This window comes from Aciduliprofundum sp. MAR08-339 (assembly GCF_000327505.1).
Lineage (GTDB): Archaea > Thermoplasmatota > Thermoplasmata > Thermoplasmatales > Aciduliprofundaceae > Aciduliprofundum.
Genome location: NC_019942.1, coordinates 369,125 through 390,570 on the forward strand (window position 1 = coordinate 369,125; position 21,446 = coordinate 390,570).

Genomic DNA, 21,446 nt, shown 5'->3' on the forward strand with positions numbered 1-21,446 from the left:
ACTAACCCATATATTGCAAAATGAATAAAAATAAAGTCCCCACAAGCATTGTCACCAAACCCACAACAGTTCCAAACCTGAACCATTCTCTATCGGAAACGGGATGCCCGTACCTCTTCGACAGCGATACGGAAACCACACCCGCAGATGAGCCTATGGGCGTTATGTTTCCACCCAGCCCGACCCCCATAGCAAGGGCCCACCACAGAAGCCCTGTATGGTACGTCTCCGCCATATTTCCAACCACGGGTATAAGAGCTGCTGTGATTGGAATGTTATCCACCACAGAGGATGTCAATCCGGAAACCCAAAGAATGATTATGGATGCAATGAGGTGATTGCTGGAGATGGAAGATAGAGCATCGGCCATTTCTGAAAGTAACCCGGTTTCACTCAACCCACCCACAAGCATAAATAGAGATATGAAAAATATGAGTGTTGGCCATTCAACAGATTCAAAGGCCTTCTTAGGATCTTCCATGGTGATTAGAAGGGACATGGTGCCACCAACCATGGCAACCAAGGCTGGAGATACCAGTATGTAATCCTGAAGACCAAAAAATAGGATCATGAAGCCCAGAAGTATGAGAAGATATTTCATTGTTCTCGGATCCTTAATGTAGCTTTCAGAATCGAGTTTCATAAGGGCTTCTATGTGTTGAGCCTTCGTGTTTATCCATTTAGCGTAAAGATATCGGGAAATTATAAGGGACAGAAGGAGAGCACACAGGATAGGGGGAAAGAGATGTACAAAAAAAGCGTTGAAGGAGTATTTGGACGCGGAGGCTATTAAGATGTTCGGAGGATCTCCTATCATCGTGGCCACACCCCCAACATTTGAGAATATGGCCTCTCCAAGTATTATTGGAACGGGGTTGATTTCGAGCAATTCGGCGACCTCAACTGTGAGAGGAATCATAAGAAGAATTGTGGTCACATTATCTATCACCATTGAAACAAAGGTGGTTATGAGGGTTAAATAGAGAAAAACAAGCCATACCTTACCACGGGATAGCTGTATGGCTTTTATCCCAACGTACTTGAAGAATCCAGTATTGGCCAGTTGCCCCACATAGGTCATCATTCCAAACAGGAGGAGGATCACCCCCCAGTCCACATATTCAAGAGCCTTCTCAAAATTCATAAAATGGAGTGTGTATCCTGCCGTTAGCATCAGGAACACTCCAAAAAGTGCGGCAACTGTCCTGTCAACCTTACCGCTGAATATTAAAATGTAACTAAATATGAAAATCAACAGTGCAACAATCTGCACTATGCCCGTTTAAACCACCTCTTTTTCAGAGCACTGACAAAAATCACTGGAATTGGGGAGTGTGTGGCCACAATCTGAGCCATGTGCCCGATGTGCCTGTGTAAAATTCGTCTGCGACCTATTCCCATCACAACAAGATCGTTGTTGGCAAAATGCTTCATGAGCATGTCCCTGAAACTCTCAATGGAGCGCTTCACATTCACATCAAGATACTTTGCCCTCCACATCACACTATCCAATTTTTTTGATGCATCTTCATCCTCCTCCTTTATGTAGAGGGCTTCAAGCCTTGCCTTGTAAGAGGATGCAAGCAGGATTGCGTAGTTCTCAGCCCTTTTTGAAATGCCCGTGCCATCGGTGAGAAGAAGGATGTTTTTTATCTCGTATCTCTGACATTCTTCCGCGAGAGTCAGAACGGGAATTGTGCTTATTCTAAGCACATTCCTTATTGTTGACCCCATTCTGTGTGCAGAGGCGGTGGATTTTCTGCAGTAAACGCGCATGGCTATTATATCCAAATCATGGATTTTTGAGTATTTCACAATCTCCCTTGAAGGCAGCCCCTCAAGAATATGGGTGTGTATGAGATGTATACCTTCCTCTTCCAGAAGGGCTTCCGCATGCTGGATAGCCTTTCTGGCGCTATCCTTCATCTCCCTGTAAAGGATGTCTGTCATCTGCACGCCCCTCTCATAGGTGTTCACAACACTTATCACATGGAAATCCGCAAATGGAAATGCCCTGGCCACATACCTTATCACGTGGTCCTCAAGCCCGTAACCATCCGTAGGGATGAGAATTTTCTTAATCATCAGGGAAGTTATCTGCATCCCATTATTTATCTTTAAGCCCTCCAAAAAATAATAAATACCCAGGCCAATTACCCATCATGAAGGATTACTTCACCATGGATGACTTCAACTTCAGGGGCAAGGTTGTTCTCGTGAGGGTTGATGTGAACTCTCCCATGGACCCAGCCACAAGCACAATTCTGGATTATTCAAGGTTTGAGGCACACAGACAGACACTGGCAGAACTCAAGGATGCGAAGGTAGTAATTCTGGCCCATCAGAGCAGGCCTGGAAAAATGGATTTTACCCCCCTGAAGGCACATGCAGAAGTGTTCACAAAAATATTGAACAGAAGGGTAAAATTTGTACCAGATCTGTTCGGAGATTACGCCGTGAGAGAGATTGAAAATATGAAAAACGGAGATTACCTTCTCCTTCAAAACACGAGATTTTACTCTGAAGAGTACTGTCTGAAAAGGGGATTTGAACATACCCACATAGTAAAAGAACTATCATCCGTGGCGGATTATTTCATAAACGATGCGTTTGCAGCTGCCCATAGGGCCCAAACAAGTTTGATCGGCTTTACCTCCAAGATGCCCATGATCGCTGGACGTCTGATGGATAGAGAGATAAAGATGCTGAGCAAATTCATTGAATTGAAAGAGCATCCGAAGATTGCGGTACTTGGAGGCGCAAAAGTGGACGACTCAATAAAGGTTGCAAAGAATTTTCTTGAAAAGGATATAGTGGACTTTGTTCTCACGGGTGGTGTCGTGGCATCCGTGTTCCTCATTGCCAGCGGGGTGGATGTCGGTCCGGGAACATGGGATTTCATAAAGAGAGAGTATGAAAATTACGGAGAATTGATAGATCTGGCAAAGAACCTTCTTGATAGATTTCCGGAAAAGATAAAAATTCCCGTGGATGTTGTTGTGAACAAAAACGGAAAGAGAAAGGGCATGCCCATAAGCATGCTTCCCAGTGAGTACCCCATATTTGACATAGGACTGGACACCGCCACAGAGTACGAGAGCATAATAAGGGAGGCGAAAGGAACAGTGCTCAACGGTCCCATGGGGGTATTCGAATTATCCGAGTTCTTTGTGGGCACAGTCATGGTAATGAGGGGTGTGGCGGAAAGTAAGGGATTCAAGGTTGCTGGGGGAGGACACACCATTGCAGCCCTGGAAAAATACGGACTGAAAAATTACTTTGACCACGTGAGCACTGGGGGCGGCTCACTCATAAGTTTCCTATCCGGGGAAAGGATGCCTGTCATAGAGGCCCTGAAGGAGTCCTACTCAAAATTCAAATCAAAGTAATCCCCTCTTTTTAAAATAATAAAGCATGAAAATTGCAACGAGAAACATCAAGACGAGGGAATAAAAATAGCCATACTCCCATTGGATCTCCGGCATATTTCTGAAATTCATTCCATAAATCCCAGTGATCAGGGTGAGGGGCATCATTATGGTGGCTATTATGGTGAGAATCTTCATAACATCATTCATCTTCATGGTCACAGTGTTCTGCATAAGTTGTATGGCCACAGTGGCACCGTCAACCAGGTATTCTATGCCATCTATGAGTTCATTCACGTCCCTCAAAATCTGTGATGCATCTTCATTTCCATTTTCGACAGCCCACTCAAGTACATTTCTCATACGAATGTAATCTTTATGAATGGCAAAAAGGGTTTTCTTCACCTTTAAAATCTCCTGGAGCGTGGATGATGAATACTCATGCAGGGATTTGTTCTGCAACGCTTCAACCTTGTTTTCCAGACGCTCCATGGTCCTGTATTCATACTGTATCAGACTCCACACCACGTCCATAGGAGAGTCCCTCTTCACAAGATAACCTTTTATTTCCTCAAGGGTATCCCTACTGGTCTTCAAAATTAACCGATCTCCACCATTTTCCCAGCTTAAATACACAATATGTGGCATGTATTCATTTTCAAATCCATGAAGTCTCAGAACAAGAACATATTTGCCGGCATCTTCCCTGAACTTTGGTCTCTGTTGAACCCGCTCCTCCACAATGTCTATCCTCATCAAAAAAAGAAGGTTTTAGATGTATTTAACTTTATCTCCTAATGAGATTTAGGAAATTTTTGAAGATCTCCTCTCCGTACTGGGTATGCTGGACCTCTGGATGAAACTGCACCCCGTATATGGGTTTCGTTCTATGCTTTATGGCTTGATACTTGCAGTTCTTTGAATGGGCAAGCCCCACAAGGTATGGACCCAGTTCCTTTATTTCGTCGTTATGACTCTCCCATGCAATGAAACTCTGAGGGATGTTCTGAAACAGATCATCTGGCTCGTCCACTATGATTTCCGTCTTACCGTATTCAGGATACTTAGCTGTTGAACTTTTCCCTCCAAAATGTTCCGCTATTAGCTGAGCACCCACACATATTCCAAGAATTGGAACGTCAAGGTGATCGAGATAGAGGCCCTGATTTCCAAGTTTTTGTTTTTCATAGGCTATGCTCGGAGCACCCCCGGAAAGGACCAGCGCATCTGCGTCCTGCAATTCCTCTAAAGATGTTGTGTTTGGGACTATTACCGCATCAACATCCATATACTTCAGCACTCTCCATTCCCTATGGGTCCACTGACCACCGTTGTCAATGACGTATACCCTCATAAGACTCACTTTGAAATTTCCATATGTAAGGCAGTTGAAATCTCTTTGTAGCGATTCCTTATGGTCACTTCAGTTACACCAGCAACTTCTGCAATTTCCTTCTGTGTCCTGGGCTCGTTGAGCATATTGGCCGCTATGTAGATGGCTGCTGCCGCCACTCCCGTGGGTCCCTTTCCTGAAGTTATACCAACATCCGTGGCCTTCTGCACTATCTCCTCAGCCTTGTTTACTACGTTCTTATCCAAACGCAATTTACTGCAGAATTGCGTGATGTAAGAATTCGCCGTTGTGGGCTTGAGATTCAAATTCAACTCCTTAGTGAGGTGCCTGTACGCTCTGCCAATTTTCTTTTTGTTGAGCTCGCTGGCCTTGGCCACCTCATCAAGGGTGCGAGGCATACCCACCTTCCGACAGGCCGCATATATACTAGCTGCCACTATACTCTCTATACTCCTTCCCCTAATGAGATTCTTTTCAACGGCCTTGCGGTATATTATGGCTGCCGTCTCGCGCACGTCCTTGGGGAGGCCCATTTTGCTTGATACATTATTCAATTCCTGCAATGCCACAGATAGATTCCTCTCGGCTGCATTGCTCACGCGTATTCTCTGGTGCCACTTTCGAACCCTGTAAATTTGGGCCCTGTTTTTGTGAGGTATGCGCTTTCCATAAGAATCCTTGTTGCTCCAAGATATCTCCGTGGCCAAACCCTTGTCATGGGATAAAAATGTAAGTGGAGCACCCGTTCTGGCTCTTTTCTCATCCTGCTCTGCATCAAAAGCCCTCCATTCAGGGCCCTGGTCAATAAAGGAATCCTCAATAACAGCCCCACAGTCACCACAAACAAGTTCACCACGCTCATAATCCCATATCAAATGGGTGGAACCGCACTCTGGACATTGTTTTATATATTCCTCCTTAGGTCTCCTTGCCATCATATCACCCATATAAATACTCTGTGCCTTATGCGTAGCGAGCGTCCTATATAAAACTTTCGAAAGAAATTTTTATCTCTTTTCACATTTTCAACACTTACCTAATTCACACAAATGAAGACTTGTAGTTGAATCCCTCATCTTCTCTCTTAGCCACAATATATTCTGCAATATAGATACGAATATTTTTCCCTCTCTAACTGAAAAACTCATATGATCCACAGCCACGAACACTAAGATCCTGAAAGTAATCCCTGTCTTGCCACTTTTATGGCATTCGGTATTGCCCTCTTGAAGATGAAGCCTTTTTGCAGAATTATGTCCTTAAGCAGATAGACAGGTCTGAGATAAAAGGATATGTAAGCCCACTGAAGCATTCTACTTATCTGTTCTGTGGTAAAGTGTTTCAGTTTCATGATCGGATCAAGGGTTGTGTACTTGCGCCAGTTGAAGGTGAGTATCCATTTGTTAGCCAGCCCAAGGTTCCACAGCTTTGTGCCAGGATATGGTGTTGCAACAGTGAATTGGGCATAGTCCACACCGACCTTTTTTGAGAATTTTATGGTTTTTTTCACATCCTCTTTGGTTTCATAGGGAAATCCTATTATGAAGGCACCCAGGGCATGAAGCTTGTGTTTCTTGGCTTTTTTAACAGCTGATATGGACTGCTCTGGAGTTATTCTCTTTCCTATGAAGTCAAGCGTGCGCTGAGATCCAGACTCTATACCGAAATACACCGTATGGCAGCCCCCACGTTTAAGTGACTCAGCGACTTCATCTGTGAATAAATCAACTCTAGAGGAAGCTGTCCATGATATATCAATACCCTCTTCAACTATTCTCCTGCTTATTCTTATGGCCCTAGGTCTGTTCAGAGTGAAAGTGTCATCCAGAAACTCTATTTCCCTTATTCCGTAATCATCTCTCAAAATTCTTAGTTCTTCTATAACCCTAGTATCACTATGACCACGCCACCTCTTCCCAAACTGCAAGGACGAAGAGCAGAATGCACAGTTGAATGGACAACCTCTGCTTGTCATAACGGTGCCAAATCTCACACCATCAGCTTGGTATTTGTCCATGGGAAGGAGATCATAGGATGGAATTGGTATAGTATCAACATCCTTTATCAGCGGTCTGGGAAGATTGTTTTTTATTTTCCCATTCAAATTCAAACTCAACCCAGTTATATTGGAGACATCCCTTTCCTTTGAAAGGGCATCAACAAGTTCTTTGAATGTGATCTCTCCCTCACCACGCACAATGTAATCTATGCAGGGACACTCTTTAATTGTTCTTTCAGGCACAAAGGTCACATGGGGGCCACCCATAACAACCTTAACATTTTCATTGTACTCCTTCGCCATCTTTGCAGCAATGTAGGCATCTGGAATCATGGAAGTTGTGGCAGTTATCCCTACCACATCTGGATCATAATTCTTCAAAATCCTTTTCACATCATCGTAGCTGTAATCCTCGGCCAGAGAATCAACTATTTTGACATCATGCTCATAGCGCACCATTGAAGCCAAGTACGCCAGTCCAAGTGGGGGACCTGTGGTACCAACGATGGCCTTGATTGCACTGATAGTTGGCGGTGAGATCAGAAGGATCCTCATAAACTTCGCCTCACTTTGCCAGTTCCATGGTTCTCTCTTTATACTCCATTTTTAGATTATCCACCTTCAACTCATACTTTTGGGCAAGTTTATCCCATTCGTCCCTAACCAAGATACAGCCGGGATCCACAGCCTTCAAATCTCCATAGTATGCGTATGCCCTAGCCCTGCATCCACCACACACATATCTGAATGGACACTCATGACATGCGTAATCCGTGGCATCTCGATCCCTAAGAGCATTGAATATTGGGCTATTTTTCCATACATTAACAAAACCGTCCTTCAGAACATTTCCAACCTTAACAGGGATAAACACACAAGGCTGGATGTCACCATTGTGCTCTATTGAGCAGTAAATACGTCCCGCCCCGCATCCTCCTATGAATTCGGTTAGGGCTTTGGTGGCACCTCCGAATTCCTCAGGCAGTTCCATCTCAGCAAAGTGGGTGGGTGAGACCTTTCCACCATGCTCCCCCATTCTAACAATTGAGATCCTAGAATAGGCGGGACATGTTGAGAATATCTGAATATCTCCCTTCTGCCATTCCTCGTAAAGGTAGTTCATCAGATTTTCCCTTTCTTCAGGAGTTAAATCCTCTCTCATTATGTTTTTACCACGCCCAGTGGGTATGAAGTTAAACACTATGAAACGATCCACCTTCAATTCCCTAGCAAGAGCAAGAATTTCAGGTATGGAATCAATATTTTCATGGGTTGCCGTGGTGGCTATGCCCACCTCCAAACCTGCAGCCTTGGCGTTTTTTATCCCTCTGATCGTTGCATTAAAAGCACCCTTGACCCCGCGGAACTCGTCATGTATCTCAGCATTTGGACCATCAAGGCTTATTTCAACATATCTTATTCCAACCTCCTTCAGTCTTTTAGCAACCTTTTCCGTAATGAGGGTGCCGTTGGTAGCTATTGTGAGATAGAATCCCTTTGATTTTGCATATTCAGCAACCTTCCAGAAATACCTGTTTACCAGAGGTTCCCCACCCGAGAAGGATATGGCTGCAACTCCCGCCTCATCAAGCTGATCCACAACGGCAAATCTCTCTTCTAGGGTGAGTTCATCCTTTGCAGGATATGGTGTGGCATTGGCATAGCAGTGCTTGCATTTCAAATTGCACTGCTTTGTGAAATTCCATACAACCATAAAAGGTGCCACCAATCTCTGGGGCCTAGTTATACCGTACTCGGCAATACTTCTTATTATGACAGCAAACCCCTTACGCATATATGGATCCTTTAAAACTTTTTTTATGGCTTCAGGCTCAGCACCAAATCTCTCAGCACCCTTCTCTATAGCCTCGCCAACGACCTTGGCATACATTCTCTCCTTTATACCACTGGGTTTTTCCACACCTGCATATACGGCAAAGGCCCTTTCAAGTTTCTTAACTTCGCTCATCTCTTTAAGTATGAACCTGACAAATTTCTTGTCCATAACCCTGTGGAGATACTCAATTATATCTCCCTCTTCCATATTTTTCATATCCTTTTCCATTTTCACACCTCCTTTTCCAATCTACCCAAATAATCAAGCGCCTCCTCCAGATGATTTATAAGCTCACGATGCACATTTCCATCGATCTCCTTGAGACATTTGCTGATCTCCGAAAGCATGCTGATAAGCCTCTTTCTCTCCATCCTTATTATGCCTATCAAGTCCAGAACTGCTGAATATTCGTAGCATCGTTCGCCTTTGGTGCGCTCCACTAGTCCAGCCCTTATGAGTTTGTTCAGTTCATTTACCACCGAAGAGTATGCTCTGCTTATCATCTCTGCTATCTTCTTAGCTCCAAGCGGTTTCTCAGATAGGGCAAGAAGTGCATATATGGATGCTTCTGTGTTTGAGAATCCCCATTGAAGCATAATGTTGCGAAGATTTTTATATGCCTTTGTTTTCATCAAATCTTTCATAAATATCGTAATTATCATAACAAATATAAACATTTCCGTTAGAAGCAGAAAATTTCTGGATTTGCTCATGAACAAAGTTTAAATACAATCCTGCCATGCTTCAAAAAAAATTGAATTAGGTGAGCCGAAATGTTCCGGAGAATACTCTATCCAACGGATTTCAGCAACGTATCAAAAAAGGCGTTTGAGTACGTGAAAAAGCTGAAAGAGGCGGGAACCGAGGAGGTGATCATCCTGCATGTGATTCCAGAGGAAGTTGTTGAAACGATGACCGAGGGATGCCTGATGCGTGACGAGTCAATGGAGCAGTGCGAGAAGGAAGCGCTGGAGAAAGTGAGGAGCAATGCCATTTTCAAAATCAAGCGCATGGAGGAAGAACTCAGAGATGAGGGCATCGTGGTAAAGATTCTAACTCCTGTGGGCAAGCCTGCAAAGGTCATTGCAGAGATTGCCAGAGAGGAGAAGGTCTCGCTCATCGTCATGGGCACACATGGACACAGTCTGCTAAGAGAGGCTTTCGTGGGAAGCGTTGCAGAGACTGTGGTACACTACGCGCATGTGCCAGTGCTTCTAGTAAGGTGATACCATGGCGTTTCTGGAGCGGTTCATACGGATAACCAGATGGATGGTTAGTCACATCGCCATTCCTGTGGGCATCGCCATGATTTTGGGCATATTAGTGGGCTACTTCACACCCCCCAGCATTGCAAGGAAACTGGAATTCACCATTATAATCGGACTCTTCTGGATGCTCTATCCAATGATGATAGACCTCAAACTTGGAGAGTTGAAGGAGATATTCAAGAGGCCAAAAAGAATGGGTACCTCTCTGCTTCTGAACTTTATAATATCTCCTCTTATCATAGGCGCTCTCGTCCTATCCTTCCTTGGCAACAACCCCCGCGTGGGTGCAGGACTGCTGCTGGTGGGAATAAGCCCCTGCTCCGCAATGAACACCGCTGCAACCGCCTTTGTTGGAGGAAACATTGAGCTCACTCTGGGTATAGTCGCCGTTAGCTATCTTCTAACCATAATTGCGGTGCCTGTATGGGCCACGGCCTTCATGGGAAAAAGCGTGCCGGTGCCCTTTGCATTCATGATGCGTCAGATAGCACTGGTGATTCTGGTGCCCATGTTTCTGGGCTGGATAACCCGCGTGGCGCTGAAGAGAAAGATAGGTGAAGAGAGATATGTGAAAATAGTGCCGTCCTTTGAGGGCTTCTCATTTCTGGGAGTGCTGTTCATGATTTTTTTTCCTCTTCGTGATAAACGGCAGAAACATAGTGATTTACTGGAACGTGCTTGCATTTGTTGTCCTTCTCTCCATAGTGTTCTTTGCGGTTATGCTTCTCATCGCCATCCTGGTGCCCAGAGCGTTCAGGTTCAACTATTCGGATAGTGCATCCATAACCGTAACATCTGTGGCTAAAAATGAATCCATTGCGATGGCACTGGCTTTCATGCTCTACGGCCCCACCGCGGCTATGAGTGTTGCCATTGGTGGGGTTCTGGTGCAGGTACCTTTCATGGTCTCGTACATACAGTTCATCTCAAAGCGCCTGCATGGGTTTTACTCAAATAGGGAGATGGTTGCATGAATTATCTCAAACTGAAAAACCATCTGGATAAGTTTCTACCTATTTACGTTACTGTCTCTATGATTCTCGGCTTCCTGCTGGGCATACACATGAATATAGAAAAATACAAGGGCGTACTGCACTGGCTCAACATAGCAGTGGTAATCTCCATGATTTACCCCATGATGATCAACCTGCGTATTGGAGAGTTGAAGAACTCAATGAAGCAGGGAAAACAACTGACAATCGGGCTGATCATGGGTCTCGTGATTGCCCCACTTCTCATGTGGATTTTTATCTACATAATAAACATTTTTTACCCACTGAACCCTCAGCTGCAGCTGGGATTGATGCTTGCAATGGTCGTGCCCTGCTCCTCCATGAGCATTGCATACACGGGATTTTCGGAGGGAAACATTGAGTTGGCGACAATAATAGTGGCTTTTAGTTTCATACTTGCGATAATAACCGTGCCTGGCTGGCTCGCTGTTTATGCAGCCTCCTCCCATGTTTCTGTTCCAACAATGCTACTCATAATCACAATAATAGAGGTTGTTTTTGTGCCCATGTTCTTTGGCATACTAACCCGCAGTTATCTTATTAAAAAAGAGGGTGCTGAGGGTTTTCTTCGCCTCAAACCCCTGTTTCCAGCCATATCGCTCATTGGAATGTACGCAATTGTGTTTCTCATATTTATGGAGAAGGCAAAGCTAATAGCGAAGAAGCCTGAGATGGTTCTCATAGCTCTCGTTCCTCTCATTCTCTACTATGCATTCTCGTTGGGACTTCTGACCTATATGAACCGTGCGCTGGGAATAAACTACAAAGACCACATGGCAATAACTTTTCCCTCGGTGGGCAAGAACGAGGGAACGGCAATGGCAATTGCAATGAGCGCTGGAATGGGGCTCATGGCCATACCTCCCGCTGTGACGCCATTGATTCAGATTCCGTTTCTAATAGGGTACGTAAAGATGTGGAGGAAAATAGAGAAAATGTGGAAAAGAAAAAATGGGTACTGAGAAGAATATGGCATCGCAAAATCAAGCCAGAGAGAAATATAACCTCACTGGACATAAGTATTATTACAAAATAAAATAATGCCTCCGCAATACCGTGCACCATATCCTTTATACGAATCATAATCTTTTATTAAATCAAGCCCGTTACTCTTATCTCTCCATCCCTTGGCTTCAACATTCAGAGTATTTCAAATTATTTAAAAATATTTCATCCCACAGCCAAATAGAAATTCAAAAAAACTTAAAATATACGCCAAGCATGCTCAAATATGAAAATCGCAGTACCCAGCACAGGTCCAGATGGTCTGGAAAGCGAGATCAGTATGCACTTCGGCCGCGCGCCTTACTACACCTTCGTGAAGATTGAAAACGGAGAGATAAAGAATGTGGAAACCATAGCGGTTCCATTTGCGGAGCATGGTCCTGGAGATCTTCCAAATTTCATAAGAGAGCATGGTGGTGATTGCGTACGGCATGGGGCATCGTGCCGTGGAGTTCTTCCAGAATATGGGAATATCAGTGATAACAGGCGCATATGGGAAGGTGGGTGATGTGGTCCGTGCATTCATCCAGCAATCCCTTGAGACGGATTCCAGATGGAAAGAGAGAATTGAGGGAGATGATAAATCATAAACAAGATAATCATATCCCAATCCCCGCCTCAAAGCCCTCGCTAACCGCCGAGTAGATATTGCGCACGCTCTTTGCATCTCCAATAACCATGGTGGGTATATCCTCCAGAGTGAACGGCACAAACGGGCGAGAGCCAAAGGCTGCGATCATCGCGTCCGCTTCAATTAAGATTTGCTCACCATCTTTTTCCACCACGATCTCTCCACGAGACACATCCACAATTCTTGTTGATGTCATTATCTTCACATTCTTATTCTCTAATTCTTTGAGGAGATGCTTTCTTGAGAGAGTTTCCATGCCCTGCGCAATCTGCGGTAGCATCTCAACTATTACCACTTTATTTTTCTCTGCAAGCATGTTAGCGGTTTCGCAGCCCACGAGTCCTCCGCCGCCCACAACTATTACCTTATCTTCAAACTTAACCTCGCACCGGAGAACATCATCGTAGAGATAAACGAAATTGCGAATGGGCGGGCATGGGAGAAACGGCTTTCCGCCAGTGGCCATGATCACCGCATCAGGTTCCAGAGATATAACATCGCCTTTCAATGCCTTTTTGTTATGCATTTGCACATTCAATTTCTCCATCTGCACTTGATAATATTGAATGAGCCATCTTATCTTCTCCTTGCCCGGTGGAAGTGCAGCGAGGTTTAGCGCACCTCCGAATTCATCGTAAAATAGATGCACCTCATGCCCGCGCATCGCAGCGATGCGTGCTGCCTCAAGGCCAGCAGGACCTCCGCCAACAATAACCACCCTCTTCCTATCCTCTGCCTCTTTTATTTCTATTTCCCTTCCAACAAGCGGATTGGCACCGCACCTTATTCTAGTATCTTCATCGTGCCTAGCTTTTATGCACTCTGAGCAGCCGATGCATTTTCGTATCTCATTCACTCTTCCCTCTTTAACTTTTATGAGCCACTCTGGATCCGCAATCAGCGTTCTGCCCAGAACTATCATATCCGCCTGATTTTTCAGTATTTTCACTGCAATCTCCGGCTCGCGAATCATGCCCACAGCCGCCACAGGCACCTTCAGCGGGCGAATTTTCTCCGCAAGATAAGCTCTCCAGCCCTGCTCAAAGGGCATGGGCTCCAGACGGAGTTCTTTGGGTCCCAATCCAATGTCCGCCTGAATCATGTCGTAGTGCTCCTGCAAAATCCCAGCGATTTTCTTTCCATCCTCCAATGTTATCCCGCCATCTTTGAAATCATTCACTGCGAGGCGAATGCTCACGGGAAAATCCCAGCCACATCTCTCCGCAATTCTCCTGCGAATCTCCACGGCAAATTTTATCCCATCTCCCCATTTATCTTCCCGATGATTCGTAAGCGGCGAGAGAAATTGATTCACAAGCAATCCATGAGCTCCCTGAACCTCAACCATGTGGAAGCCCGCCTTGCACGCAATCTCCGCGGCGGTGGCGTAAGAGTCAATTATCTCCTCTATTTTCTCCTCGGTGAGAAAATCCACGCCTCGCTTTTTCCAGCCCTCATGAGTAAGTTCCACCGAAATTTTAGAGTCGTATTTTTTCAGGCGAGATGCGATTTTGTGCCAGTCATCATAAAACTCCCACGAATCAATGCGCGGCTCGTAAGCGCCATGCTTTCCCCCAGGATAGGAGATGCATGAGTTCTCCACTATGAGCAAACCCACTCCCCCCTTTGCGCGGGTCTCGTAGTGCTTTATGAACAACTCTGAGAGATGCCCGTCGCTCTTTCCGAAATTGGTGGAGATTGGGGGAAATATGGCTCGGTTTTCAACTCTTATTTTTCCTATTTCTATCGGCTCAAATATCTCATCGTACATGCGTTTCGGCATGCCTAAAGAGTATTTCAAAATTTCTTAAAATTTTGTTGAGAGATAAGAATATTTGGAAAATATTGAAGATAAATTTAAAATAAATCCAAACATTTACTTTATCAATGCCAAAAAACATACCACCTTGGCTGGAGAGGGAACTGGATAGGAAAGGAGGTATTGAGACCATAATAAAGGATCTTCCTCCAAATAAGATCCTTACCAAGGAAGCAAAATTGCATTCTGCCCTGGGGGATCCTGTGAGATTGAAAATTCTTTGCTTTCTCGGAAAACAGAGTTCATGCGTGTGCCTTATAAAGGATGTTGTTAAACTCACATATTCAAAACTATCCTATCATCTTTCGGTTCTCAAAAAGGCAAAATTGATACAGGGCAAAAAGGACGGAAATTACATAATATACTCCCTCACAAACCTCGGAAAAAAATATTATAGAGAAATATGTAAAAAATCATGACCCCTCAACCCTATTTATCCCCATCTGCTGTTTAACCTCCTCCCTCTGATACTGCAGGGCTGTATCTATAAGTTCCTTTAAAAACTTCTCCTCAAGCATCTTTTTAACCTTTATGAACACCTTGTATTCCCTAGCCGCCTCCCGAGCTACCTCTGGGGATGGAAATTCTATGGCCCCAACAGGACACAGGTTAGCGCAGATCTGACATCCAACAAGACAATTAAATGGTTTGACAATTATGGGTTTCTTTGTCACAAGATCGTAAGAGTAAACACCCCTACCACATATCACCGCACATAGACCGCATCCTATGCAAACCGCAGGATCCACACGGGGATACCATTTTATTTTCTTTCTGGGCACTCCAAACCAGTAATCGAATTTTTTATCGGCCATATCACCACCGGGTAGGATAATGTCAACATAGTATTTCAAATTTATTTGAAATATTACACCATATTTTTAAGCAGAAAATACATTATGTATCTGTGATAAAGAATATGGATTCCCTGACATCACACGGAAATATCTTAATCAGAAATACATTAATTCCCATGGTGGACTCTCTACTGAGGGAAACAAGAGCCGATAAAATATTGAAAGAAAAGATAAAAATTGAAGATAACATACTTAAGATAAAAGGTAATGATATCCAATTGAATTTTGAGAGGATCTTTGTGGTGGGATTTGGAAAGGCTTCGATACCCATGGCCCGGGCCCTTGAAGAGATCATGGGTAGGAGAATAAATGGAGGAATAATAAGCAGTCCATACAAAGGCTCTCTGAAAAGAATCAAGGTAATGGTTGCTTCACATCCCTTTCCCGATGAGAGAACCCTGGAAGCATCGGAAGAAATAGTAGAACTTGTTAAGATGGCAGAGGAAGATGATCTCGTAATTGTCCTTGTTTCCGGTGGAGCATCATCCCTCTTTGAAATTCCCGTGGATGGAATGAGCATTGAAGAGGAGGCTAGAATGGTAAGGGAGAGAATGTTGAAAGGGGATGATATAATAACCCTGAATAAACTCCGCATAAAATTATCCAAGGTGAAAGGAGGAAAATTTGTAGATTATATCAGACCTGCAAAATGCATATCCCTTATACTCTCCGATGTAATTGGCCCTCCAGAATTTGTGGGCTCAGGCCCAACCTATGGCAAGGGATGCATGAACATCTTAATTGCTGATAATAGATATGCCCTTAAAAAGGCTCAAAAACTGGCACGTGAGAGAGGATTTACCGCCAGAATATCCCCCACCATACTATCAGGAGAGCCAAAAACCATGGCAAAAAAGATAATCGAGAGTTTTCAGGGTCGCATGACGATCTGGGGTGGAGAGACAACGGTACGCGTGGAAAAAGGGGGCATCGGTGGAAGAAACCAAGAACTCTCACTGTACCTTGCCGAGAAATTGGACAGAAATGCGGGTTTCATATGCATTGGTACCGATGGAATAGACGGTCCTACCAACGCCGCAGGTGGTGTGGTGGATGATAGAACGATAATTCGAGCCAGAAATCTCGGAATGGATATAAAAAGCATTTTAAAAGAGCACAACTCATACATAGCATTGAAAAAATTAGAAGATCTGATAATTACGGGATACACTGGAACAAATCTGGCCGATGTGTGCATAGGATTGAGGCTATGATCACCTGTCCTTTATTTTCTCCCAGATTCTCTTTGCTCTTTCATCCAGTATCTCGTTCAACAGAAGTGAGAAGAGTTTCTCTTCGTCAGGTTCTTTTTTCCTTTTGAACGGGTTCATTTTCTTATTGGTATTATGCAGAGAAATTTAAATTCTTCCTCACTCTCGTTTCTGTACCAGTGGGGCACATCGGGCTCTATGTACAGAAAATTCCCAGGATGCACCTTCACCTCTCTCTCTCCTGCACCTATTATGCCTTCCCCCTCAAGAACAAATATTTCGTGCTCCCAAGGATGCTGATGCTTTGGGATGATTCCCCCCGGACCCATGGTAAATAATCTCAACGCGTAATTCTCGGCCCCCTGTTCCTCTCTTATGAGCCACTGGATCCACACATCCTTTGTTTCTGTACCGTCCATTCCAACCATGTGCACTTTCTCCTTTTTCACATCATCTATATGGGAGATGTACATATTCACCACGCAATTGTAAATGCCAGATATATTATAAACATTTTGAGACAATAATCTAAATAATTTATTCGTATTACCCCTCGTGATAGAGGAAAATAGTAAACTCAGATGCTTCTCACCGGCCTGGTTTTCGGCGGTTATGGGAACCGGCGTGTTCGCAACTTCAACCTATTTTCTGGCAGATGGAAACGAAGCAATGGTGCTTCTATCAAAGGTTATAGTAAGCATAAACGTACTTATGTTCATAGCGATACTCATTCCCTGGGTGGCCAGATGGATCGTATATCCCAGGGATGCCCTTGCGGATTTTCAACATCCACTTAGGTCAAATTTCTATGTGACATTTGGGGTAGGAATGCTTGTTCTCTCCACAAATTTCTTCATCGTTGAAAAAATGCCAGAGATAGGACTTGCATTCTGGATTGCGGGAACCATTGAGGTTATTCTGGACAATTTCCTATACATGTTCTTTGTGTTTTTCAACAGGAGCATAAAACTTGAGCACATAAATCCTTCAATATTCATAAAGACAACTGGCCTATTTCTCGTTTTGGGTGCGGGAAGGGCGGCAATACCCTACCTCTCTGATTTGAGTTTGCAGTCCATAAACATAATCTTTGATTTCACATTTGGAGTTGCATTCTTCATGTACATAGGGCTCCAGACAATATGGCTATTAAGATACATAATCTCAGCACCGCTCCAGTCATCCACAATGCCTATGTTCTGGATCAACCTTGGGCCCATTGGGGCGGCCATAACCGCACTTCTATCTCCTCCAATATCAACGGAATTTCAGAGCATAGGTGTTTTCTTTGCCTCCCTGTTCTGGGGTTACGGGGTTTGGTGGTTCGTGCTCTCATTGGTAACTACAATATATTATGTGAAGAGAATTTCACTACCTTATAAGAGCGCGTGGTGGGCCTTCACATTCCCCCTAGGCGCCTTCATAGTGGCATCCTACTACTATCAGCAGTACAAAAATTACTCTCTGCTAATATACTTCAACTGGTTCATGTACATAATACTAGCAGTATTCTGGGTGCTAACATTCATATTCACACTACATCGCATAATCACAGGAAGGATGGATGACTGCGAATCCCTTAAAGTTTAGAAAAACTTAAAATGTAAAAGCCATAACCTCAGCCATGGAGTTCCCCAAAATTGAAACTGCAGAATACGAGTATCCGAATACACGGGAAGCGGTGGAATACGTTTATCCGGAGTTAAGTGCTGTTTGCCCTCAAACGGGATTACCCGATTACTACATTCTTCGCATAGTTTACGAACCGGATAAGAAACTGCCTGAGTTGAAATCCTTGAAAATGTATCTCCTGGCCTACCGTAACTACGGAATATGGCACGAGCATCTTGCAAACAAAATTCTTGAAGATTTCAAAAAAGCTGTGGAACCGAGATGGGTTTATGTGGAACTCTACGTGAACAACCGCGGTGGAATATACACCACAGTGCGAAGATTCTGGACCAGGGAAAATGGGGACGATATATTAGAGGCACTCAAGAGAGGAAAAGAACATCCACATCTGAGATTTTAAAAAATAAAAATTCAGGGAAGTTTGGGAACTCCCAATTCTTCCGCAATTGCGTTCATCTCATCAAGTACCTTCTTGTATATTGGAACACCTATCTTCAACCTCGTTTCGTAGGTCAAGAATCCCTTCTCGCCATGCACCCATATGCGCTCGAATTTTGGATGCTTCTTTGCGTTGCGAAGTTCATCAAGATACTTCTTCATGCTCTTCTTGAACTCATCAGCATCCCCAAAGGCACCAGGATCTATGGCCATAAAGAAGTGCCCCACATCGCTGTGTTTATCACTGGTACCTCCAACATGTTTGCTCCAGGTTGCACCATTGAGAATCCCCGCAAATATATCAACTATGGCTCCCAATCCGTAGCCCTTATGTCCTCCGCTCAACTCACCGAGCCCTCCAAGGGGCAAGATGGTGCCACGGGGACTCAGAATCTCATTTGGATCGTGTATTATCTCCCCCGTCTCGGTGCTTATGGCCCACTCTCCGGGAACGGGCTTGTTCTTCCTGCGATACACCTCAACCTTACCACTTGGCACAACACTGGTGGCCATATCAAGCAGGAAAGGATTTTCACCCTCCACAGGTGCAGCGACGGCTATTGGGCTCGTACCCATAAACTTCTCCATTGCACCCGTGTGCGCCACCAACGGGCGAGAGGTGGTCATGCTTACACCAATGAGTCCCTCTCTTGCTGCCATGAGAGGATAGTATCCCGCTATTCCATAGTGGTTGCTGTTCTTGACACCCACAATGCCCACACCAACCTTCTTGGCCTTCTCAATGGCGAGTTTCATAGCCCTATGGGCCACCACCTGACCAAGGCATTCATCACCGTCAAGCACGGCAAATACGGGGCTCTCCTTCACGATCTTTATATTTGGATGCACGTTCACCGCTCCAACCTTTATACCATCAACGTATCTCTTCAACCTCTGAACACCATGGCTCTCAATGCCACGCATGTCGGCCATTATGAGATTATCCGCCACAATCTTTGCGTCCTCCTCAGGCACATCAAGGCGCTTGAAAATCTCCACAACAAAGTCAAAGAGTTTCTCCCTTGGAACCCTCACATAGTTTTCATCAACAACTGTTTTTTCGAACATAGTGGAGGAATATTAAAACCCCTATATACGGATTTCCATATCAAAGGGAAGCAGAGAGACCCAGCGAGGCGATCAAAACCACAAAACCAGCAATTAGAACTCCCACAAAAATAGCCAGCATTGATTTCTTCACATCAAACTTGAAAAGGTACGCTATGAGGCTTCCTGTCCACGCCCCCGTGCCCGGTAGTGGTATGGCCACAAAAAATATGAGGGCAAGATACTCCCAGCGGCGGACCTTTCTATCCGCTTTTCTGTAAGTTCTCTCAAAGATCCAGTCCAATCCACGGGATATCGTTTCACTCTTTCTCAAATACCTTTCAATTCCCTCCAAAAATAGAAGAATAAATGGCACGGGTATCATATTCCCTATTATGGAAATTGTGAAAACGGAGAGGGGAGAGAGACCCCAGTAAATTCCAAGGGGTATGGCTCCACGAAGTTCCGCAAAGGGTAACATGGATATCAAAAAGATGTACAGGTATGGGCTCATCTACCCACCAGTGATGGATAAAAGTGCTTCTTTCCTCTGCGCTCCTTCAGTTGGTCCCATTCATAGAGTATCCTCACCGCCTCATTTGCCACCTTTGCCACAGGCTCTTGGGGTACAACTTCAAATTCATCGGTTATGCGATTTGCAAATACGATGGCAACGCTTCCTGCTCTAAGGCCATATATGTTTGCCACGGTGAATATGGCGGATGATTCCATCTCAAAGTTCAGAACATTTGCCCTGCGTAGATCATCAATTATGCTCCTTGAGAAAGATTGCTCATATCCATTAAATCCGGGCCTGCTCTGCCCGAGATAAAATGAATCGGTGCTCGCGGTTATTCCCACGTGGTACCTGAAACCAAGGCTCTCTGCCGCCTCTATGAGAGCGAGGAGAACCTCGTAATCTGCACTGGCAGGATACTCCGTACGCACATATTCCTTACTTGTGCCCTCAAGACGTACAGCAGCGGAGGAGATTATTATATCTCCAATACCTATGTGTGGTTGAATTGCCCCCGTGGAGCCAACTCGTATGAATGTATCCGCTCCTATTCTTGCAAGTTCTTCTAGGGCTATGATGGCTGAGGGGGAGCCTATTCCAGTAGAAGTTACCGATATCTCCACCCCCATATACCTTCCCGTGTGGGTTTTGAACTCCCTGTGGTATGCCACTTCCCTCCTCTCATCCCATAGGGAAGAGATTACATCCACGCGCTCTGGATCTCCCGGAAGAAGTACGTACCTTGCAACATCTCCGGGTCTGCATTGAATGTGGTACTGCATACCCCTGCCATCCTGGGGATTGTTGGATGAGGAAAGACGCATAGTAAACCATAAGTTCTGCCAATACAAATATTTTTCAACAAAATTTTTTAGCACGTGCAGCATACGGAATGCCATGGCAAAGATAGTGATGAGACATGTTGAGGGAATGAGATTCGTGGGAGAGACAGATACACACAGCATAGTCCTGGAATCCGGATATCTCGGTAAGCAGAAGGGCCCAGCACCCATGGAGGCATTTCTGATGAGCCTTGGAGGCTGCACGGGCATGGACGTTGTGGCGATTTTGAGAAAGATGAGAAACGAGCCAAGGAGATTTGAGATAGAGATTGAGAGTGAGAGGGCACAGGAGCACCCCAAGGTTTACACGAAGGTGCACATAAAGTACATATTCTGGGGCGTGGAGTACGAGAAGGCTAAGAAGGCTGTGGAGTTATCTCAAAACCGCTACTGCCCCGTGAGCGCGATGCTGAAAAGAAGCGGTTGTGAGGTTACCTACGAAATAATCCTGAAGGATTGATTCATAAAAACCAGCAGAGCACGGGCCAAGGCCACTTTGGTAAATCCACCACTACAGAGGAATGCCCTGCCGAGGAGTGGCACCATATACCCATCCCTCCCATCTTCCTGAATTTCAATGTACGTAGCCTTGGCTATCATACTTCATT

The 21,446-nt window shown here is 44.7% G+C and carries 24 protein-coding genes and 1 pseudogene; 11 read left to right on the plus strand and 14 right to left on the minus strand.

From position 1 onward, the window contains the following. Position 1: 1 nt before the first annotated feature. Both ACIM339_RS02050 and ACIM339_RS02055 read right to left on the minus strand, forming a co-directional pair. On the minus strand, positions 2–1,273 hold the full coding sequence (locus tag ACIM339_RS02050; RefSeq protein WP_015282937.1) for an SLC13 family permease: 1,272 nt from the start codon (positions 1,271–1,273) through the stop codon (positions 2–4). Then, the gene (locus ACIM339_RS02055; RefSeq protein ID WP_083872023.1) at positions 1,273–2,085 is read right to left on the minus strand and encodes a universal stress protein; all 813 of its coding nucleotides are present in this window, start codon (positions 2,083–2,085) and stop codon (positions 1,273–1,275) included. Before ACIM339_RS02055 ends, ACIM339_RS02050 begins: the two co-directional genes overlap by 1 nt. Positions 2,086–2,162: 77 nt before the next feature. On the opposite strand from ACIM339_RS02055, the gene ACIM339_RS02060 reads away from it, so the two are divergent. After that, positions 2,163–3,389, plus strand: coding sequence for a phosphoglycerate kinase (locus ACIM339_RS02060; protein ID WP_015282939.1), 1,227 nt, complete (start codon positions 2,163–2,165; stop codon positions 3,387–3,389). Here ACIM339_RS02060 and ACIM339_RS02065 read toward each other — a convergent pair. From ACIM339_RS02065 to ACIM339_RS02090, 6 genes are all read right to left on the minus strand, one after another. Next, positions 3,381–4,124: a CorA family divalent cation transporter gene (locus ACIM339_RS02065; protein WP_015282940.1), complete on the minus strand. Its 744-nt coding sequence runs from the start codon at positions 4,122–4,124 to the stop codon at positions 3,381–3,383. The two genes, ACIM339_RS02060 and ACIM339_RS02065, sit on opposite strands and share 9 nt — an antisense overlap. 31 nt (positions 4,125–4,155) lie before the next feature. Beyond that, entirely contained in the window at positions 4,156–4,722 is a 567-nt protein-coding gene (locus tag ACIM339_RS02070; protein WP_015282941.1) for a GMP synthase subunit A, read from the minus strand. A 5-nt stretch (positions 4,723–4,727) separates the two neighbouring features. Further along, positions 4,728–5,669, minus strand: a complete 942-nt coding sequence (locus ACIM339_RS02075) for a transcription initiation factor IIB (protein ID WP_015282942.1) — start codon at positions 5,667–5,669, stop codon at positions 4,728–4,730. Positions 5,670–5,890: 221 nt separating this feature from the next. Further along, positions 5,891–7,276 (minus strand): B12-binding domain-containing radical SAM protein, encoded by a 1,386-nt coding sequence (locus tag ACIM339_RS02080; RefSeq protein WP_015282943.1) that lies wholly within the window; start codon positions 7,274–7,276, stop codon positions 5,891–5,893. A gap of 10 nt (positions 7,277–7,286) precedes the next feature. Then, a complete protein-coding gene (locus ACIM339_RS02085) occupies positions 7,287–8,786 on the minus strand; it encodes a radical SAM/SPASM domain-containing protein (protein WP_015282944.1) in 1,500 nt (499 codons plus the stop codon). A 2-nt stretch (positions 8,787–8,788) separates the two neighbouring features. Then, positions 8,789–9,202: a helix-turn-helix domain-containing protein gene (locus tag ACIM339_RS02090; protein WP_048103969.1), complete on the minus strand. Its 414-nt coding sequence runs from the start codon at positions 9,200–9,202 to the stop codon at positions 8,789–8,791. Between the two features lie 129 nt (positions 9,203–9,331). Between ACIM339_RS02090 and ACIM339_RS02095 the strand changes: the two genes are divergently transcribed. The 5 genes and pseudogenes from ACIM339_RS02095 (at position 9,332) to ACIM339_RS02110 (ending at position 12,434) form a co-directional block, all read left to right on the plus strand. Further along, positions 9,332–9,784 (plus strand): universal stress protein, encoded by a 453-nt coding sequence (locus tag ACIM339_RS02095; RefSeq protein ID WP_015282946.1) that lies wholly within the window; start codon positions 9,332–9,334, stop codon positions 9,782–9,784. 4 nt (positions 9,785–9,788) lie between these two features. Next, positions 9,789–10,601: an arsenic resistance protein gene (locus ACIM339_RS02100; protein ID WP_015282947.1), complete on the plus strand. Its 813-nt coding sequence runs from the start codon at positions 9,789–9,791 to the stop codon at positions 10,599–10,601. Further along, positions 10,567–10,800, plus strand: coding sequence for a hypothetical protein (locus ACIM339_RS07905; protein ID WP_394295534.1), 234 nt, complete (start codon positions 10,567–10,569; stop codon positions 10,798–10,800). Before ACIM339_RS02100 ends, ACIM339_RS07905 begins: the two co-directional genes overlap by 35 nt. Next, positions 10,797–11,801, plus strand: a complete 1,005-nt coding sequence (locus tag ACIM339_RS02105) for an arsenic resistance protein (protein ID WP_015282948.1) — start codon at positions 10,797–10,799, stop codon at positions 11,799–11,801. The genes ACIM339_RS07905 and ACIM339_RS02105 overlap by 4 nt, the downstream gene beginning before the upstream one ends. A gap of 269 nt (positions 11,802–12,070) precedes the next feature. After that, positions 12,071–12,434, plus strand: a pseudogene (locus ACIM339_RS02110) (NifB/NifX family molybdenum-iron cluster-binding protein). A gap of 9 nt (positions 12,435–12,443) precedes the next feature. Here ACIM339_RS02110 and ACIM339_RS02115 read toward each other — a convergent pair. Further along, the gene (locus ACIM339_RS02115) at positions 12,444–14,258 is read right to left on the minus strand and encodes an FAD-dependent oxidoreductase (protein WP_015282950.1); all 1,815 of its coding nucleotides are present in this window, start codon (positions 14,256–14,258) and stop codon (positions 12,444–12,446) included. 104 nt (positions 14,259–14,362) lie between these two features. Here ACIM339_RS02115 and ACIM339_RS02120 point away from each other — a divergent pair, with 104 nt between their 5' ends. Beyond that, on the plus strand, positions 14,363–14,713 hold the full coding sequence (locus ACIM339_RS02120) for a helix-turn-helix transcriptional regulator (protein WP_015282951.1): 351 nt from the start codon (positions 14,363–14,365) through the stop codon (positions 14,711–14,713). On the opposite strand, the gene ACIM339_RS02125 is transcribed toward ACIM339_RS02120, so the two are convergent. Then, positions 14,708–15,109, minus strand: coding sequence for a ferredoxin family protein (locus ACIM339_RS02125; protein ID WP_015282952.1), 402 nt, complete (start codon positions 15,107–15,109; stop codon positions 14,708–14,710). The two genes, ACIM339_RS02120 and ACIM339_RS02125, sit on opposite strands and share 6 nt — an antisense overlap. A gap of 158 nt (positions 15,110–15,267) precedes the next feature. Between ACIM339_RS02125 and ACIM339_RS02130 the strand changes: the two genes are divergently transcribed. Beyond that, on the plus strand, positions 15,268–16,365 hold the full coding sequence (locus tag ACIM339_RS02130; protein ID WP_337954355.1) for a DUF4147 domain-containing protein: 1,098 nt from the start codon (positions 15,268–15,270) through the stop codon (positions 16,363–16,365). A 113-nt stretch (positions 16,366–16,478) separates the two neighbouring features. Here the strand turns inward: ACIM339_RS02130 and ACIM339_RS02135 are convergent, their stop codons facing one another. Then, a complete protein-coding gene (locus ACIM339_RS02135) occupies positions 16,479–16,835 on the minus strand; it encodes a cupin domain-containing protein (protein WP_015282955.1) in 357 nt (118 codons plus the stop codon). A gap of 82 nt (positions 16,836–16,917) precedes the next feature. Between ACIM339_RS02135 and ACIM339_RS02140 the strand changes: the two genes are divergently transcribed. Together ACIM339_RS02140 and queF are read left to right on the plus strand one after the other, a co-directional pair. Then, positions 16,918–17,952: a tellurite resistance protein-like permease gene (locus ACIM339_RS02140; RefSeq protein ID WP_015282956.1), complete on the plus strand. Its 1,035-nt coding sequence runs from the start codon at positions 16,918–16,920 to the stop codon at positions 17,950–17,952. Positions 17,953–17,986: 34 nt separating this feature from the next. Continuing rightward, complete coding sequence (gene queF / locus ACIM339_RS02145) at positions 17,987–18,394, plus strand: preQ(1) synthase (protein ID WP_015282957.1); 408 nt, start codon at positions 17,987–17,989, stop codon at positions 18,392–18,394. Between the two features lie 11 nt (positions 18,395–18,405). Here the strand turns inward: queF and ACIM339_RS02150 are convergent, their stop codons facing one another. From ACIM339_RS02150 to udp, 3 genes are read right to left on the minus strand one after another with little or no spacing between them, the layout of a single operon-like run. Continuing rightward, positions 18,406–19,500, minus strand: a complete 1,095-nt coding sequence (locus ACIM339_RS02150; protein WP_015282958.1) for an Ldh family oxidoreductase — start codon at positions 19,498–19,500, stop codon at positions 18,406–18,408. 40 nt (positions 19,501–19,540) lie between these two features. Further along, complete coding sequence (locus ACIM339_RS02155; RefSeq protein WP_015282959.1) at positions 19,541–19,993, minus strand: small multi-drug export protein; 453 nt, start codon at positions 19,991–19,993, stop codon at positions 19,541–19,543. Further along, positions 19,990–20,820, minus strand: a complete 831-nt coding sequence (gene udp, locus ACIM339_RS02160; protein WP_015282960.1) for a uridine phosphorylase — start codon at positions 20,818–20,820, stop codon at positions 19,990–19,992. The genes ACIM339_RS02155 and udp overlap by 4 nt, the downstream gene beginning before the upstream one ends. 73 nt (positions 20,821–20,893) lie before the next feature. On the opposite strand from udp, the gene ACIM339_RS02165 reads away from it, so the two are divergent. After that, positions 20,894–21,298: an OsmC family protein gene (locus ACIM339_RS02165; protein ID WP_015282961.1), complete on the plus strand. Its 405-nt coding sequence runs from the start codon at positions 20,894–20,896 to the stop codon at positions 21,296–21,298. Positions 21,299–21,446 lie beyond the last annotated feature (148 nt).